The sequence below is a fragment of the Nitrospirae bacterium CG2_30_53_67 genome (assembly GCA_001873285.1).
GTDB lineage: Bacteria > CG2-30-53-67 > CG2-30-53-67 > CG2-30-53-67 > CG2-30-53-67 > CG2-30-53-67.
On the sequence record MNYV01000037.1, the window covers coordinates 1 to 17,227 of the forward strand.

General features: G+C 56.0%; 11 protein-coding genes and 1 CRISPR repeat array. Of the genes, 1 reads left to right on the forward strand and 10 read right to left on the reverse strand.

Going from position 1 to position 17,227, the window contains the following annotated elements; genetic code table 11:
* Positions 1-173: 173 nt before the first annotated feature.
* The 4 genes from AUK29_02140 to AUK29_02155 all read right to left on the reverse strand — a co-directional run bounded on the left by AUK29_02140 (position 174) and on the right by AUK29_02155 (position 5,474).
* Positions 174-905, reverse strand: a complete 732-nt coding sequence (locus AUK29_02140) for a hypothetical protein (protein ID OIP65748.1) — start codon at positions 903-905, stop codon at positions 174-176.
* 376 nt (positions 906-1,281) lie between these two features.
* Positions 1,282-3,090 (reverse strand): hypothetical protein, encoded by a 1,809-nt coding sequence (locus tag AUK29_02145; GenBank protein ID OIP65749.1) that lies wholly within the window; start codon positions 3,088-3,090, stop codon positions 1,282-1,284.
* Positions 3,091-3,103: 13 nt separating this feature from the next.
* Positions 3,104-4,180 carry a sulfite reductase, dissimilatory-type beta subunit gene (locus tag AUK29_02150; protein OIP65758.1) on the reverse strand — a complete coding sequence of 359 codons (1,077 nt, stop codon included), beginning with the start codon at positions 4,178-4,180 and terminating at the stop codon, positions 3,104-3,106.
* 16 nt (positions 4,181-4,196) lie between these two features.
* A complete protein-coding gene (locus AUK29_02155; protein ID OIP65750.1) occupies positions 4,197-5,474 on the reverse strand; it encodes a sulfite reductase, dissimilatory-type subunit alpha in 1,278 nt (425 codons plus the stop codon).
* Between the two features lie 765 nt (positions 5,475-6,239).
* Here AUK29_02155 and AUK29_02160 point away from each other — a divergent pair.
* Positions 6,240-8,462 carry a hypothetical protein gene (locus AUK29_02160; GenBank protein OIP65751.1) on the forward strand — a complete coding sequence of 741 codons (2,223 nt, stop codon included), beginning with the start codon at positions 6,240-6,242 and terminating at the stop codon, positions 8,460-8,462.
* Positions 8,463-8,492: 30 nt separating this feature from the next.
* Here AUK29_02160 and AUK29_02165 read toward each other — a convergent pair whose 3' ends face one another.
* The 6 genes from AUK29_02165 to AUK29_02190 form a co-directional block, all read right to left on the reverse strand.
* The gene (locus AUK29_02165) at positions 8,493-9,884 is read right to left on the reverse strand and encodes an MFS transporter (GenBank protein OIP65752.1); all 1,392 of its coding nucleotides are present in this window, start codon (positions 9,882-9,884) and stop codon (positions 8,493-8,495) included.
* 66 nt (positions 9,885-9,950) lie between these two features.
* Positions 9,951-11,084, reverse strand: coding sequence for a hypothetical protein (locus AUK29_02170; protein OIP65753.1), 1,134 nt, complete (start codon positions 11,082-11,084; stop codon positions 9,951-9,953).
* A gap of 256 nt (positions 11,085-11,340) precedes the next feature.
* Positions 11,341-12,162 (reverse strand): hypothetical protein, encoded by an 822-nt coding sequence (locus AUK29_02175; protein OIP65754.1) that lies wholly within the window; start codon positions 12,160-12,162, stop codon positions 11,341-11,343.
* Positions 12,163-12,217: 55 nt separating this feature from the next.
* Positions 12,218-14,689 (reverse strand): formate dehydrogenase-N subunit alpha, encoded by a 2,472-nt coding sequence (locus AUK29_02180; protein ID OIP65755.1) that lies wholly within the window; start codon positions 14,687-14,689, stop codon positions 12,218-12,220.
* Positions 14,690-14,737: 48 nt separating this feature from the next.
* Positions 14,738-15,298, reverse strand: a complete 561-nt coding sequence (locus AUK29_02185; protein ID OIP65756.1) for a formate dehydrogenase — start codon at positions 15,296-15,298, stop codon at positions 14,738-14,740.
* A 73-nt stretch (positions 15,299-15,371) separates the two neighbouring features.
* Positions 15,372-16,289: a hypothetical protein gene (locus AUK29_02190; protein ID OIP65757.1), complete on the reverse strand. Its 918-nt coding sequence runs from the start codon at positions 16,287-16,289 to the stop codon at positions 15,372-15,374.
* Positions 16,290-16,597: 308 nt separating this feature from the next.
* Positions 16,598-17,219: direct repeats of the CRISPR family, unit length 37 nt; unit sequence GTTTCAATCCTTGTTTTCATGGATGGCCCTCTTCAAC.
* The last annotated feature ends 8 nt before the right edge of the window (positions 17,220-17,227 follow it).

Here is a 17,227-nt window from a genome sequence, read left to right on the forward strand (position 1 = left end):
CCCCGACCCCCGATCGCAGTCGAGGGCAGGCTTGATCGGGGAATCCACCCTTCGACAGGCTCAGGGTGACAATTGTCATGGTGAGCTTGTCGAACCATGATAGGGGTAGGGAAGGCTTTCGCCTCCCCCCCCTCCGAACCGGACAGGCGGATTTCCCGCATCCGGCTCTCCAGTTAGCGTTTTCCACATCGGGATTGACGAGCCGCATCTAAGGCTGCGGTTAAGGTGAACAGCCCAAGATCGGCAAAGTAGGTATTCGGCCATGTCAGATGGTCAAAGCCTCGCCCGACTCCCTTCCGCCCGTGCCGCTTCCGCAAGATGCTTCTCAGTCTCATCCTTATCCATCCGTCGAGAATCTGAAATGTTCGCCTCTCGCTGTGGCGGAAGTATTCAAACCAACCCCTCAAGCTCCGGTTCAGGTCATCGATAATAGCCGTCAGGCTCTTTCCCGATGTCCGTCTTGTCTTCTGCCGGATCACCTCTTTGAGTTTGTCCATGCTCTTCTTGCGCGGCCATCTCCTGTTTCGCTCAAAGTGGTAGCCAAGAAAGTCGAACCCTCCTTCTATTGTAACATCCACGATTCGTGTCTTCTCAGGATGCAGGAAGAGCCCCCTTCCTTCTATCATCGCCTTTACTCCGGTCAGCGCCTTCTCGGCTTCTTCCCGGCTTGAGCACAATATGACGAAATCGTCCGCATATCTGACCATCTCTTGTCCCATTTGCTGCATCTCGTGGTCAATGGGGTTCAGATAAATGTTGGAAAGTAAGGGACTAATGACCGCACCCTGGGGGGTGCCTCTGTCCGGTTCCCATTGGCTCAGACCCTCCATGACGCCTTGCTTCAGGTAGCCCCTTATGAGATCCAATACCCGTCCGTCCGCCACTTGTCTTTTGACTTCTTCCATCAACCCATCATGGGGAATGGTGTCAAAATAGCTCCTGTTGATTCTCCAGCTCTGCCAGATACCTTTCCTGGTTGCTTTGAAATGCCTCGATGCTCTGATTGTCCACCCCGGCAGCCCCTCCGTCGGCCTTCACTCTGCCCCAGGCCGCTTTGAGACTTCTGCCAGCGTAAACCTTGTCCATCAGACTAAACCACTTGCCTCCTTCTGACTCTGCACACTCTCAGGCGCACGATTCTCCGGCCGAGCCAGACAATGATGAAGAGTAAGCTGGATTGTCCGGTCGGGCCTGTCCTCCGACTTGATCGGGGGATCGGAGGACAGGCCCCATCGGGGGACCGGACAATGACGAAAGAGGAGGGCTGAGCAAGGGAACTCGTTATAATCCCATCCCCATCTCGATGTAGCCGCACGGGCATATGAGGGAACAGATGTGACAGCCGTTGCACTTTGTGTAATCCGTGAACATGACCTGGCCCATGGGCCGGGCGAGGTCCCTGCTGACGGCCTCCCTCGGACAGTAGATGCGGCACTGATCGCAGTTGAAACACAAACCGCAGCTCATGCACCGCTTGGCTTCGGCAACGGCCTCATCCCTGGTCAGTCTCTGATAGATTTCCTGAAACCCCCGGATCCTCTCCTCTGCGGGAAGGCTTTTCTTCTCGTGCCTCGGAGCGTCCTTGTAGTAATCGAAGCGAAGATGGGTCTCTTTTATGGGCCGGATCATAGGCAGGGGCTTATATTCCCGGCCGTTGAGATAGGCCTCTATGGCCTGAGCGGCCTTGCGGCCTTCACCCACTGAACGCGAGGAGATCCCCAGGCCCAGGACATCGCCTCCGGCAAAGACCCCATCGAGCCCGGTCTGCCGGTTGTTCCGGATATTGATCCATCCCCACTGGTTGGCCAGTTCCATCAGGCCGCCCGCAAGATCGGGCTGCTGGCCGATACCTGAGATCACGGCCGTGGCCTCTATGGTGAATTCCGACCCCTTGACAGGGATGGGACGGCGCCGTCCGGACTTGTCAGGCTCGCCCAGTTCCATGCGGATGCATTGGATCCCGGCCACGCGTCCGTCTTGCGTCAGAATCTCAATGGGGGCCGCAAGAAATTCGATCCGGACCCCTTCTTTTTCGGCCTCCAGGATCTCGTGTCCGATGGCCGGCATCTCGGCGCGGGTCCGCCGGTAGAGAATGGCTACCTCGGCATGGCTTAAACGCTTGGAGACACGGGCCGAATCCAGGACGGTCTGAGCCGACTCCGTATCGAACTGGTCCGCATCGCCTGCGCCCTTATGGGCCATGCGAAGAGAGACTCGTGCCGCATCGATGGCGCTGTCCCCGCCGCCGACCACCACCACCTTATTGCCGAGATCCACTTTGACGCCGGAGTTGATCCGGTTCAGATAATCGGCGGCCGTGAAGACATTGGCCGCGTCCTCACCCGGGACATTCAGCTTGGCGCCCCGGTGGGCGCCGATGGCCACATAGACGGCGTTATATTTTTTACACAACTCCTCAAAAGGGATATCCACACCGACCCTGGTGTTGCAGCGTAGTTCCACGCCCAGATCCAGGATGTTCTTGATCTCCCCGTCCAGAACCTTGTCCGGAAGCCGGTAGGAGGGTATCCCGTAGCGCAACATACCGCCGGGTTTGTCATAGGCCTCAAAGATCGTAACCGGATAACCGCGGCGGGCCAATTGATAGACACAGGAGAGTCCGGACGGACCTGATCCGATTACGGCCACCCTTTCTTTTCTCACCTTCTCGGTCAGCTTCTTGAATCTGAGCCCGCGTTCGAGACCGTGATCTCCTACCACCCGCTCAAAGTTGTTGATGGCCACGGGGCCGTCGGACTTGTTCTTTCGGTTGCAGCCATCCTCGCAGGGATGGGGACAGATCCGGCCGTGCGTGGCGGGCATGGGATTCTTGTCCGTCAAAATGTGCCAGGCCTCGTCCAGGGCTTCTTCAGGGCTCTTCTTCTGGTATTCCGCAGCAGCCACAACCGTGAGATAACCGCGGATATCCTCGCTGCTGGGACACTCGTTCCGGCACGGCGGCATCTGCCGGACGTAAACCGGACACTTCCAGCTCTCACCGCAGGTCACCACGACGTCGGACGGTGACGCGGTTTGGTTTTTCACGATCTCCAACTGTGCGGCCCTTGCCGGGACAGATTGTATTTCCATGATCGTACCCCTCCTATAATCTGACCTGTGAGGATGTGTTGAATGTGGTACGGGCAAAGCGGTAATTGTCGATATGGTACTTGGTGAACGGAAAGCCCGTGACCTCGAAAAAGCGTTTCCATCCGATCCGGTCTATCCACTCGCCCATCCGTTCGTAAGGCTTGGCACTCGCTCTGTAGGCTTCAATAATCTTGCTCACGGCGGCACTCACCTCGGGCCAGCGGGGCGGATGGTTGGGGAGCCCATAGGTAGCCAGTTTCATAAAAGAGGGACCGCTTCGGGTGCTGGCCGACTTGCCGCCGACCCAGATAGACAGGGTGTCGGTTTCGGCGTCACGGATCTCCATGCTCGGGCACTGTCCGTGGCAGGCCCCGCAATACATGCACTTCTCTTCGATGACCTCCAGGGAGTCCCGGCCTTCCACCTTGCGGGGGCGGACCGCAGCCACGGGGCAGATGGCCACCACCTTGGGATGCTCACAGATCTGCATCTTGTCGTGACTGATCCTGGGCGGCTTGTGGTGCTGAAGATTGATGGCGATATCCGTCTGGCCGCCGCAGTTGATCTGGCAGCAAGAGGTGGAGATCTTGACACGCTGGGGCAGGCGCTCGCTGACAAAATCCTCATAGAGCGTATCCATGAGGGCCTTGACCGCGCCGGCGGCATCGGTTCCCGGGAGATTGCAGTGAAGCCAGCCCTGGGTATGGATGATATTGGAGACCGAGGGGCCTGTGCCCCCCACGGGAAAGCCGAGGACGTCGTGGACTTCCCGAATCAGGGGATCGATATCCTCCCTGTTTGCGAGCAGAAACTCGATGTTGCACCGGCTGGTAAAACGCAGATGACCCTGGCAATACTTGTCCGCGATCGTACAGATCTTCCGCACCGTATCCACGCTCATGGTGCGGGGGGATCCCGCCCGGACCGTGTAGAGGGCGTCCCCGCTTTCCGCCACATGCACCAGCACACCGGGACGCAGGTTCTCATGATATTTCCAATGGCCGTAATTTTTGGCCATGAGGGGGTGCAAAAACTTCTTGAAGTCCGGCGCCCCGTTGTCCCTTGGAGCCATTTTTTTCTTTGATTCCATGATCATCTCTCCCGTGTTAAGAGGTTGTTTCCTCGCCTTCGAGCTCCTTGTCCACAAAGGGCGGAACTTTCTTTTCTTCCCCGGCCATTCTGGGCCGCGTGTACTCCTCGAACTTGATGTAAGGGTTGCTTCTCGGCGCTCTGACCATCTGCGGATCCGGCAGGAGCCCGATGCCGTCGAGGAAGGCGCCCAGTCCGACCCGGTCAATGAATTCCCCCACACGCTCGTGTTCCATCCCATTCTCGCCCCAGAAGTCCCAAATCCTCCGGACCAGGTCCGTCAGTTTTTCCCGATCCTCCTCAGTCTCCATCTTCATGAAGGGGACCAGCACGGAACTCATGGTATCGCCGATCTTCAGGCTGCGCTTTCCCCCGATCAGGATGGTCACACCCCGGTCCTTACCGATAGCCAGGGCCTTGTGCATCACGTTGATACAATGCATGCAATGGACACAGTTCTTATCGTCGATCTTGATCGTTCGGTCCTTCAGAGTCATGCACTGCGTGGGACACCGGGTGATCACATTCTTGATGACAAACTGCTCGCCCCTCTGATCGATGAACTTGGCCGCCTCTTCCTGGTTGACCTGGATCTCGTCACGCCAGGTCCCGATGATCGGCATGTCGGATCTCTGCATGGAGCAGGCGCAGTCATTGGCACAGCCTGAGATCTTGAACTTGTACTTATAAGGGAATTCGGGACGGTGGAGTTCACTAATGAAGGTATCGGTGATGTATTTGGTCAGCCCCAGGGTATCGAAGCAGGACATCTCGCAGCGGCCGGGCCCCACACAGCAGGCCAGGGTCCTGAGGGCCGCGCCCGACCCGCCGATGTCCCAGCCCTTTTCCATGAGCGCCTCTCCGGCCTCGAAGGTCTGTTCATTGTTGGAGCCGAGCATCAGGATATCACCGGTCATGCCGTGAAACTGCAGGATGCCGGCGCTGTGCTTCTCACTGATGTCGCAGAGTTCCCGAAGGGCCTCGGTGGAATAGACCCAGCCCGAGGGCTCAAGGATGCGGATCGTGTTGAACCTCGCCATCTCCGGAAATTTCTCTGTTAGTTCCGAATATCGGCCGATCACACCCCCGCCGTACCCGTCGAGGTTGATCACAGTCCCCTGCCAGTAGTCGGTGCAGGTCTCGTAGGACTGCTCGAGCTGTCCCAGGAGCTGTTTTATGGCCGGCTTTTTCCTGGAGAGCTGCTTTAAGTCTTTCACGAAGCTCGGCCATGGCCCCTTTTCCAGCTCGTCCAACATAGGGGTTTTGATCTCATCCGGTTCTTTGGGTCCTGACATGGCGATTTCCTCCCTTTTATTCTGATATTCTGAACCCGTTAAGTTGGTTTGACCGGCATAAACTGATGCGGTTCATAATTAATTAATAATTCTCATGACTTGGGCATATTAAAGAAATTTCTTATTTGAATATTGCTATATTAGGATCTATTCTTCTGTGATATATATCACAGAAATCAAAGTTGCTCAGGATTAAGGGAATTTAGATTATACAGCGTTTCCAACTATACCTCAGATCGCAAAAGACGTCTATGACCCCGCCAGCCCCGGGTGTGCGACAAATTTATGGGTAAATATTTCTCTAAGAGCGTCATTCCCCGACTGGATCGGGGAATCCAGACAATAAAAAACTGGATTGTCCGGTCGGGCCTGTCCTCCGACTGGATCGGGGGACCGGACAATGACAAACATATGTAACCCTGATGTGTACCCATAAATTTGTCGCAGACCCGCCGATCCCGGAAACAGCGATAGGATGGCACCGATCTATCATCAGTCCGGGCAGGGGAAGTGTCTGACTGGCCACCAGGACGTCTTATAGGAAAATATTTTCCTATAAATGGAACTTTATTTCTATTAAATGGAAAACTTTTTCACACATAGAGCCGCCGGAGTCTCTTCATATCAAACGGTTAAACGAACCTGATATTTTAATATAATTAGATGGTTACAACCGAATTAAAATTTTATTTCAAATAAATCGGAGAAAAAGATCTGTTGGTATAATTTTTGCATAATTTTTTAGAAATAATGAGGAAAACTTTTATGGATTATCTTTTAAAAAAATTCATCCTTGTCATCCGGCTCTTATCTTCTTTTACCCTTCTCATGCTCGGCTGTTCAGGAGGCGGGGGTGGGGGAAGTTCCCCGGCAGCCGGTGTCGAGGAGTCAGCGCCAAAAGAAGTCGTGGCCCTTTCAACCCTGGATACCTACCAGACACCCGGCACAAGTTACAGCATCTTGAAAGACGGGAACATCGTCTATGTTGCGGATGGCTCCGATGGCTTGCTGGTCTTGGAGATTTCAGATCGTTCAACATTAAAAAAGATCGGTTCCTTACCCATCAGCCAGGGCGAGGCCTATTCCCTGGCTAAAAAAGGTCATTATCTGTATGTCGGCACATCCTCTCTGGGCGTACTGGTTGTGGACGTATCCATACCCGAAAGCCCTTCCCTCGTCTCCTCGTTCTACACCACGGGAGCTTTATATTATATCACCCTTGAAGGGGATACCCTGTATCTCAGTTCAGTGAGTGGATTCTTGAATGAATTCTTGATCCTCGATATCAGCACGCCGGATGCGCCGGTTCTAACAGGACAGGTTCAAGGATTCGATGTTTATTTACAGTCCGTCGTATCCAACCAAGTGGCCTATGTCGCCTCTTCTGATCAGGGGTTGAGCATGATCTTTATCTCTGAGCCATCCTATGCAAAGATCATTCAAAAGATCAACATGGGATATAAGATTAATGCCGTTGAAAAATATGGAGACTACCTCCTGACGGCCGGTGAAGTAGGCGGACTCTCCATATCGGACATAAAAAATGTTTATCCAACGCCTGTTTCTTCTCTTCCATTGACTGATGAGAATTCGCAATCGAGCGACCAGCCTTCCTATCAGATCAACGTTCAGGGTCACTATGCCTATATAGCCAACGGCAACAACGGCGTCCAGGTCGTGGACATCCAAGATCCCGCCGCGCCGTCCTTTGCCGCCCGTTTGGATACACAGGGATTTTGCACGGATCTTTGGGTGGATGGAGACCGCATGGTTACGGCAGACGATACCCACGGCATTCATCTTATAAATATTGCGATAGAGCCTGACAGCGACGGCGACGGCGTTGCAGACAGCAAAGATGCCTTCCCCAACGATCCATCAGAGACCTTGGATACGGATCAAGACGGCATTGGGAACAACGCCGATGCGGATGATGACAATGACGGCGTATCGGATGCGGATGATGCCTTCCCATTGGACCCGAGTGAATGGCTCGATACGGACAATGATGGTGTTGGGGATCATACGGATCTCTTCCCGAATGATGCCTCGGAATGGGCGGATGCAGATAAAGACGGAATCGGAGACAACGCCGACCTCGACGATGACAATGACGGTGTGCTGGATGCGGATGATGCCTTTCCATTGGACCCGTCCGAATCCGTGGATACGGATCAAGACGGGATAGGGAACCACGCGGATACGGATGACGACAATGACGGCGTATCGGATGCGGATGATGCGTTCCCGCTGGACTCGAGTGAAAGCGTCGATACTGACGGAGACGGGATCGGAAATAATGCGGACCTTGACGACGACGGAGATGGAAGGACAGATGATTCAGACATTTACCCGCTCGACACGGACAACGACGGCATAGACAACGACGTGGATGACGACGATGACAATGACAGTGTATCGGATATCGTTGATGCATTCCCCCTGGATGAGGAAGAATGGGAGGACCTGAACAGCGACGGCCTCGGAGACAATTTCCCGAGCAACAGGTTTGCTGTGATTGAAACCAACTACGGCACGATCAAGCTCGAACTCTTTGAAGACCTCGTGCCCCTCACCACAAAGAACTTCATCAGCCTGGCAAAGCAGGAATTCTATGACGGATTGACATTCCACAGGGTGATAAAGGATTTTATGATCCAGGGAGGCGATCCCAACGGAGACGGAACCGGAGGGCCGGGCTACAAGATTGTTGACGAGTTCCCTAAAGACGATTCAGGCAATCTTCTTTTGAAGCACGATGGGCCAGGCATTCTCTCCATGGCCAACTCAGGGCCCAATACGGGCGGGAGCCAGTTCTTTATCACGCTGGCGGAAACATCCTGGCTTGACGGAGTTCATACGGTCTTCGGCCGGGTGGTTGAAGGGATGGACGTGGTGCAGGCGATCGGCCTCGTGCCTACAGACAAAAACAATGATAAACCATTATCGGATGTCATCATAAACAAGGTCAGCATCACACCTTTCTGACCGCAGGGGTCTTGCTTCCATCCGGAACGATCACGCCTCGCCGGAGCGGTGCCCGTGCTGTTCGGAACCCGGCTTCGGGGCGGCTGCGCTTCCATCTCCCGTCACCTCTTCCGCCGGACCCCCGCCGGCCGCCCTCAGGGCCACGATCATCCGCCTCGCCTCGACCTTCAGGGCCGGCAAATAGACCCTGAAGACCACTGATCCGGCGATGCAGAATACTCCGCCGATGGCCACCGTAACCGGCGCGCCGATCCGATCCGCCAGCGCCCCCGAGAGCAGCGCACCTAACGGCGCCATGCCCATGAACATCATGGAGTAGACCGCCATCACACGCCCTCGCAGATGGTCCGGCGCCATGGTCTGGATGAGCGTGTTCGATGCGGCCATCTCGATCATCATTGAGAAACCGACCGGAATGAGCAGGGCCGCCGAAAGCCAGAATGACCGGGAAAGCGAAAACAGGATCAGGCTTGCGCCGAACGCCCCCGCCGACAGGGCAACCCAGCGTCCCAGGCCCTTCACGCCCTGCCTTGCAGCGAGCCTCAGCGCGCCCAGCAGAGCGCCGACTCCCGATGCGCCCATGAGCAGTCCGAGCTCTCTGGCCCCGCCGTGAAAGATCCGGCCGGCAAAGATCGGCATGAGTACCACATAGGGCATTCCCATGAGGCTGATGATCCCAAGGAGGATCAGCAAGGCCCGAATCGGCCCAGGGGCCCACACAAAGCGGAACCCCTCGATGATGCTGGCCAGCGCTGATCCGAGTAATGGAACGCGCGCCTGCGCCGTGATTCTCATCATCAAAAGCCCGGTGATGACGGCAAGGTAGCTCATGGCATTTGCGAAGAAACACCACCCCTCGCCGATGCTCGCCACCAGCACGCCCGCTAAGGCCGGGCCGACAATCCGGGCGCCGTTGAACATCGAGGAGTTCAAGGCGATGGCGTTGAGGAGATCGTCCCGGCCCACCATATCCACCACGAACGCCTGCCGAGCCGGGATGTCGAAGGCATTGACCACGCCGAGGGCGGCTGCGAGCACGAAGACGTGGACCACGTGCACGCGGTGGGCCAGCGTCAGTGCGGCAAGTGCGAAGGCAAGAAGCATCGACGCACTCTGCGCGGCAATGAGGATGAGTCGCCTGTTGTGCCGGTCGGAGACGGCGCCGCCCAGGGGAGCGACCAGAAACACGGGGATCTGGCTCGCAAAGCCGACCAGTCCCAGCATCATCGCCGAACCGGTCAGACGGTAAACGAGCCACGACTGTGCGACCGACTGCATCCAGGTGCCGATCAGGGAGACAAGCTGGCCGGCGAAAAAGAGCCGGTAATTCCGGTGGCGAAAGGCCTGCAACACCGACCACTCCCGCGATGCGGCCGCCCCCTCTGTTTTACTGTCTGGAGATTCTCTGTTCACCAATTCCATTCTCGCAACGAAGGAGACTCCTGGTCTTTCTTGGCTCATAGAACATTAAGGGAATTCCGGCAGTATTTAATGTTGAACCTCGGCGCTTGGGAAAACTTCCAAACGCAGAACCGCTATTCTATACAGGAAGACGCCGAAGGAGATCACCCCTGCGGTGATCGCGATCTCCATCCAGGAAGGAAAATAGGAACCGCCGTGTGCGGCCTGGGTCAGAAAATTTGTGTCAAACCGGTTCAGGATCACGCCGGCCATGACAAGGATCTGTCCCCCCAGGATTCGTCCGACCGGCCCCTCACGGCTTGCAGATGCAAGGAGAAGCATGGGCACGATCACGCCGGCCATGATTTCAATAAAGAAAAGCACACTGGCTCGGCTCCCTTCCAGCATAAGAGGAAAATTTCCCCTAACGGCAAGATCAGTGAACCGTACCGCCAAATAGATGAGAAGCGAAACCGCCGATCCCTTGGCGAGGCCCCTCAGAATCCCGACCTCATATCCCCTTTTGAAGGCCCATGAACTCACGATGCTCTCAAAAGAGACCATGGCCATGCCTGCGGCCACGGCCGAGAGGAAATAAAGAAGGCCGATGAGAGGCGTGTACCAGAGGTGGTGGAGTTTGTCGGGCACAATCAGGAAGAGGTTTCCCAGCGAAGACTGGTGATGAAAGGAAAGGGTCACCCCTGCGATGACCAGAGGGAATAGGACCAGTTTGTTCTTCATGAAGCTTGCGAGACCGTGCATACCGGCCCCATCAAGCAGGGCCGGCGAAAATTCCATGGCCAGCACGGCGGTGTAGAGGGCGATGCACCAGACCACCTCAAAGAGAACCGAGCGGTACTGCCACATGACCAGCGGATGCCAGAACGAGAGCGGCTTCCCGATATCAATGATCACTCCCATGACAAGGAGAAGGTAGCCGAGGAAGGCCGTCAGGACCGCGGGCCGGGCCACGGGTTTGTATTTCTTCCAGTTGAAGATATAGATAGCCGCAGTGAGCGTGAACCCGCCTGCGGCCAAGGCCACCCCCACGAAGATATCCATACCCACCCAGATGCCCCACGGAAAACTGTCGCTGAGATGTGTGGAGGCGCCGAGTCCCATGGCAAAGCGGTAGACCATGCATCCCGCGCCCAGCGCCATCAGGAAAAACAGGGGCCATGTGCTCCTGGAAATCAACGGGATGTCTTTGAGCCGATTCATGTTGGAACCTCAACAGGGAGAATCCGTCAGCAATCAGCGATCAGCTTTGAGCCAAACATCCTGACCCCTTCGAGAGGATTTCTTCCCCTTATTCCCTCTCCACTCATCTCCCTCCCCTTTATCCCCTCCTCTATGAGCCGTTGGCTCCGAACCATAGGCCATCAAGAGCGGGGAAATAAGTCAGGATATTCTCAAAAACGATGGGACGATTCATTAGCTTACTTCTATTCTTTCCCCTCCCCATCGCGGGAGGGGGTTAGGGGGCGGGGGTCTTCCGCGTTCCACCCTCTGCCTCTGGCCCTCTGTCCGTGGTCTGCCCTCCGATCTCTCCCCTGTTTCTTATCCATGCAATCGCCCCAAGAAGCGCCACCAGTGCGGTCACGCTGAAGGGGATCTTGGCAAGCGACTTCCACGTAATCGCCGGCAGGACCGCGCTCCCCACATGGGTGTTGAATCCGATCTTATCAAAGGGGACACCGGAGATATAGATCCAGGAAGTCCCCCCGGCCTCTTCCAATCCGTAAATATGGGGCACATACTTTCCGGGGTTTCTGCGGATACGCGCTTTAGCCTCCTTGACGATATCGTCATACTCACCGTAGAGCATAGTCTCGGTCGGACAGGTCTTGATGCAGGCCGGAACCAGGCCGTCTCGGATCCTCTCCGAACAGAAGCTGCACTTCTGCACCCAGGGAAAGGCGCTTTCCCACTCGTACTTCGGGATCTCAAAGGGACAGGCCAGCATGCAGTAGCGGCACCCGATGCACCGGTCGAAGTGATAGATCACAGGCCCGGCCTCTGTCTTGGCGAGGGCCCCCACCGGGCAGGCCGAGGCGCAGGCCGGTTTCTTGCAGTGAAGGCACTGGTTCTTGACAAAGCTCCAGACCGGCACGCCGTCCATTTCCTGCTCATGAAAGCGGATGTGGGTATAGCAGTCGGAGTTAAGCCTGGAAGGATTGGTGAAGTTCCCGGACAGGGTCGTTCTCCGCGCCTTGCGCTCATTCCACTCCTTGCACGCCGCCTGGCACCCCCGGCAGCCCGTGCAACGCGTGAGATCAATCAGTACGCCTTTGGGCATGTACATGCTCCCTTCGGTCGGAGGAGTATACAGAATATATTTGCGGCAGAATCAGCTATAGTTTCTCCACATTCACCATAAACGCCTTGGTCTCCGGGATCATGGTGTTCGCATCGCCGATGGTGGGCGTGAGCAGATTCACGCTGTCTCCGCCGCTCCCGTCCTCGGGATACTGCCATCCGAAGTGGTAAGGGAGTCCCACCTGATGCACCGTGTTCCCCATGACCTTGAACGGCTTGAAGCGCGCCGTAACCATGGCTACGGCCTTGACCTCTCCGCGTGCTGAGGTGACCTTGACCCGGTCTCCATTCCTGATCCCCAGATCGGCCGCGAGTTCGCGGCTCATCTCCACAAAGAGTTCCGGCGCCATCTCCAGGAGCCAGGGCTGGTGGCGGGTCATGACCCCGGTCTGCCAGTGTTCGCTCACACGGTACGTGGTCGCCACAAAGGGATAACGGTAATCACAGGAGTAGAAGATATCCTCGGCGTTCTTCCCATCCTCCACGTAGAAAAGTTTCGCCGTAGGGTTGATCCGATGTCTGCTCGACATGGGGTTTTCCTGGATCGGGCACTCCAGCGGCTCATAGTGCTCGGGGAAGGGGCCGTCGTTTCTGTCGGGTCCGAAGATGTGGGCCGCGCCTCCGGGCTTCATGATGAAGGGATTCCTGGAGTCCGGGTTGAGGGCGCCGTCAGGCTTCTTCAGGGGAGGCCATGCCCCGTCCGGCACGTCTCCGACCCACTTCTCATCCTTCCATTCAATGACGGCCCTTGCCGGGTCCCACGGCCGGCCGTACTCGTCCACCGAGGCGCGGTTGTAGATGATCCTCCGGTTCACGGGCCAGCACCACCCCCACTCCGGATAGAGCCCGATCCCTGAGCGGTCTTCTACTGAACGCCGGGCCATCCGGTTTCCCTCTTCAGTATAGGAATTGCAAAAGAGCCAGTTGCCCGAAGAGGTGGAGCCGTCCTCTTGAAGCAAGGCAAAGCTCGGCGCCAGCGTCCCTTTCTTGTAGAGCGTCCCCTTAATCTCTTTATCTTTCAGGAAATAACCGTTGATTTCTTTCGCGATCCGGTGCGTGTTGATCTTGTCCGGCGAACCTGCCGTATCCCCGGACCCATAATCCCAGGCGAGCTTGAGCACAGGGTCGGGAAAGACCCCTCCCTCTTGTTCATAAAGTCTCTTGACCCGGCCGTAGAGTTGGTTCACGATCTCGGCATCGGGCATGGACTCTCCCACGGGCGGAACCGCGGCGTACCGCCACTGCGCCCATCGCCCCGAGTTGGTGATGCTCCCCTCCTTCTCCACCGAAGAGGCGCAGGGGAGAAAGAAGACCTCGGTCTTGATCTCCTCCGGATTCACACCCGGGCCCCGCCAGAAGGAGCCGGTCTCATTATCGAAGAGATTGACATTCACCATCCAATCGAGCTTCCCGAGCGCCTTTCTCACCTTGCCGGCATTGGACCCGGAACAGGCCGGGTTCTGCCCCCAGGCGAAAAAGCCTTTGAACTTCCCCTGCGCCATCTCATGAAAGAGCGTAAGCCACGAGGCATCCTGCGTATCGTCCAGCTTGGGGAGCCAGGCATAACCGAAGTCATTCTCCGGTGTTGCGGCCTCACCGTACGCGGCCTTGAGGAGGCTCACCGAATATTTCGGATAATTGCCCCACCAGTTCGCGCTCATGGGCTCCTTCGTCTTGAGAGTATATTTTTCATGGTAAAGAGCAAGGCTCGTATCCGAGGCCCTTGGGGCCTTGAGGTATCCGGGGAGGGCATCAAAGAGAAGGCCGTGGTCGGTGGATCCCTGCACATTGCTCTCCCCGCGGAGCGCATTCACTCCGCCCCCGGCTCGTCCGATATTCCCGAGAAGGAGCTGGACAATGGCCATGGCCCGGATGTTCTGGGTGCCCACGGTATGCTGGGTCCAGCCCATGGCATAGAGGATGGTGGCCGCCCTGTCGGGCCGGCCTGTGGAGGCGTAGACCTTGTAGATCTTTTCAAGAAGTTCCCTGGGCGTGCCCGTGATGGAGGAGACCGTGTCCGGATCATAGCGGGAGACGTGCTTCTTCAGAAGCTCAAGCACGCAGTGGGGATCGGACAGGGCCGGGTCTTTCCTGACAACGCCCCGTTCGTCCGTCTGAAAGGCCCAGGCGGATTTATCATATTTCCTGGAGACCGGGTCATAGCCCGAGAAGACCCCGTCCAGTTCACCGGGCATTTTGAATTCCTCGTTCACCAGGAAGGAGGCGTTGGTATAAAGGCGGACATAATCTCTATGGTAGAGATCGTTTTCCAGGATATAGCGGATCATCCCCGCGATGAATGCGATGTCGGAGCCGGAACGGATCGGGGCATAGATGTCGGCCTTGGAAGAGGTGCGCGTAAACCTGGGGTCCACGCTGATCACGGTGGCGCCCCGATCCTGCGCATCCGTGATCCACTTAAAGGAGATGGGATGGTTCTCGGCAGGGTTGCTCCCCATGATCAGGATCACATCGGCATTCCGGATGTCGATCCAGTGATTCGTCATCGCCCCTCTGCCGAACGACTCTGCCAGAGCCGCTACCGTGGCAGAGTGTCAAATACGGGCCTGATGTTCGATGTAGACAAGCCCGATGGAGCGGAGCCATTTTTGCAGAAGGTAACACTCCTCATTGTCCAGGGCCGCACTCCCCACATGAGCGATGCCGTCGCAGCGGTTGACAAGCTGTCCCTTGTCATTGGTCTGCACAAAGGTCTCATCCCGTGTCTTCTTGATCCTTTTCGCGATCTCATTCAGGGCCCAGTCCCATTCGACTTCTCTCCATGAACTTGCGCCCGGCGCCCGGTACATGGGCCGGATCACCCGTTTGGGATTGTTCACAATCTGAATCAGGGATGCGCCTTTGGAGCAAAGAGAGCCTTTGTTGATGGGGTGATCGGGATCCCCCTCGATATTCACGACCTTCCCATCCCTGGTGTGGACGATCATCCCGCACCCCACCGCACAATAGGGACAGATCGTAGTGGTCACGGCTGCCCCCTGAATCCGGTTCTCCCGTTCCCTGGCCTCGGCCTCGGACGAGCTCAAACCTGCAATGGCGCCTGCTGTTACTGTGGTTCCGGAGAGTTTCAGAAAGTCGCGGCGGGTCAGTGACATGCTGCATCCTCCATTTGCGAACTATAGCATTTTGACTGCATGGAGTCAAACTGGGGCTTAGAACAACTTGGACTTAGAAAACCGTTCCCATGACGTACCTCGATGCGGAAAGCGCCGCCATGGCCCCTTCGCCCATGGAGGAGATGACCTGAGCGTTCTCCCGGACTATATTGCCGCAGGCGAAGATGCCTGGAATTGATGTCTCGAACTCCAGGTTGACCTTGATGAACCCTTTGTCATCCTTGTCCACGTCCACAAAGGACGTATTGGGCATATAGCCGATATAGATAAAGACCGCGTCCATGTCCATTCGGGAGGAGACGCCGGTCTCCTGGTTTCGCACCTGGATCCCGGTGACGATCCTCTCTCCGAAGATCTCCTCGACCACGTAATCCTGCATCATCTCAATCTCTTTGGTATGGAGCACACGATCCTGGAGAATCTTCTCACTCCGAAAGAACTCCCGGCGGTGGATTAGAAAGACCTTTTCCCCGATCCCGGCAAGGTAGATCGCCCCCAGGAGGGCCGACTCCCCTCCGCCGACCACGGCGATCCGTTTGCCTTCGTATCCGAAGCCTGCGCAGTGGGCGCAGTAATGGACGCCCTTGCGGGTGAACTCCCTTTCTCCGGGCACATTGAGGAGCCTGGGCCGGCCGCCCGAGGCCACGATCACCGCCTTTGCGAGATAAGCGCCTCGGGAGCCGATCACCTTTCTGACCTTCCCATGCGTCTCTATGCTCCGGACTTCTTCCGGTTCAATGACCCCGACACCGAGTCCCTTGATATGTTTTTCCAGACGGGTGGTCAGGTCCCAGCCGTCCAGGTCAGGAAATCCCGGAAAGTTCTCGATCCTTTCCGCCACCGCGGGCTGGCCGCCGAGGACGGCCTTCTCAAGGATCACGGTCTTCAGCAGATTGCGCCCCGCAAAGACCCCTGCGCTCATCCCTGCCGGCCCGCCGCCGATGATCACCACATCATAAAGCTCGAACATTTTTCCTCATTCAATTCGATTGATGCTCCAAGGGCGATAATACCCGAGAAGTGATGCTCCCGCAAATGCCCCGAAATGAATTCAACGCCTCGATTTCCCCAAAGGTGTCAGACACCAATTTCCCACTTCAATCCTTGTTTTCATGGATGGCCCTCTCAACAAAGTCAGAAGTCAGAAGTGAGAAGTCAGAAGAAAGGTTTCAATCCTTGTTTTCATGGATGGCCCTCTCAACAAAGTCAGAAGTCAGAAGTGAGAAGTCAGAAGAAAGGTTTCAATCCTTGTTTTCAAAGTTTCAATCGTGGCAACGAGTTTCAATCCTTGTTTTCATGGATGGCCCTCTTCAACTCGGTACGGAGGCTCACGAACAGCCCATTCTACGCCGTTTCAATCCTTGTTTTCATGGATGGCCCTCTTCAACCGACAACGGGAGTCAGGCCCAAAGAGGTATATTTGTTTCAATCCTTGTTTTCATGGATGGCCCTCTTCAACACACACTCGACTCTCAGATCACTATTGAGCTTTTTCGTTTCAATCCTTGTTTTCATGGATGGCCCTCTTCAACCGGCAATGACATATATACGGACGTAGAGGAATTCTGGTTTCAATCCTTGTTTTCATGGATGGCCCTCTTCAACGAACTCTCCGGGGATTTGTGAAGGATCAATCCGCCTGTTTCAATCCTTGTTTTCATGGATGGCCCTCTTCAACCGTTCGGCATATTCCGCCTCCGAAAGCGGAATATACCGTTTCAATCCTTGTTTTCATGGATGGCCCTCTTCAACCCAGATAAGATCATCTACGAGGATATGCAGTATCTTTTGTTTCAATCCTTGTTTTCATGGATGGCCCTCTTCAACGAAGATGATCGGAGAGAGGGTTAAAAAGCTCGGGATGTTTCAATCCTTGTTTTCATGGATGGCCCTCTTCAACACGCCCAG

Bases quoted from the DNA above. Each gene is read 5' to 3' on its own strand.
- AUK29_02140 (OIP65748.1), bottom strand. From the start codon at position 905: ATGGAAGAAGTCAAAAGACAAGTGGCGGACGGACGGGTATTGGATCTC.
- AUK29_02145 (OIP65749.1), bottom strand. From the start codon at position 3,090: ATGGAAATACAATCTGTCCCGGCAAGGGCCGCACAGTTGGAGATCGTG.
- AUK29_02150 (OIP65758.1), bottom strand. From the start codon at position 4,180: ATGGAATCAAAGAAAAAAATGGCTCCAAGGGACAACGGGGCGCCGGAC.
- AUK29_02155 (OIP65750.1), bottom strand. From the start codon at position 5,474: ATGTCAGGACCCAAAGAACCGGATGAGATCAAAACCCCTATGTTGGAC.
- AUK29_02160 (OIP65751.1), top strand. From the start codon at position 6,240: ATGGATTATCTTTTAAAAAAATTCATCCTTGTCATCCGGCTCTTATCT.
- AUK29_02165 (OIP65752.1), bottom strand. From the start codon at position 9,884: ATGGAATTGGTGAACAGAGAATCTCCAGACAGTAAAACAGAGGGGGCG.
- AUK29_02170 (OIP65753.1), bottom strand. From the start codon at position 11,084: ATGAATCGGCTCAAAGACATCCCGTTGATTTCCAGGAGCACATGGCCC.
- AUK29_02175 (OIP65754.1), bottom strand. From the start codon at position 12,162: ATGCCCAAAGGCGTACTGATTGATCTCACGCGTTGCACGGGCTGCCGG.
- AUK29_02180 (OIP65755.1), bottom strand. From the start codon at position 14,689: ATGACGAATCACTGGATCGACATCCGGAATGCCGATGTGATCCTGATC.
- AUK29_02185 (OIP65756.1), bottom strand. From the start codon at position 15,298: ATGTCACTGACCCGCCGCGACTTTCTGAAACTCTCCGGAACCACAGTA.
- AUK29_02190 (OIP65757.1), bottom strand. From the start codon at position 16,289: ATGTTCGAGCTTTATGATGTGGTGATCATCGGCGGCGGGCCGGCAGGG.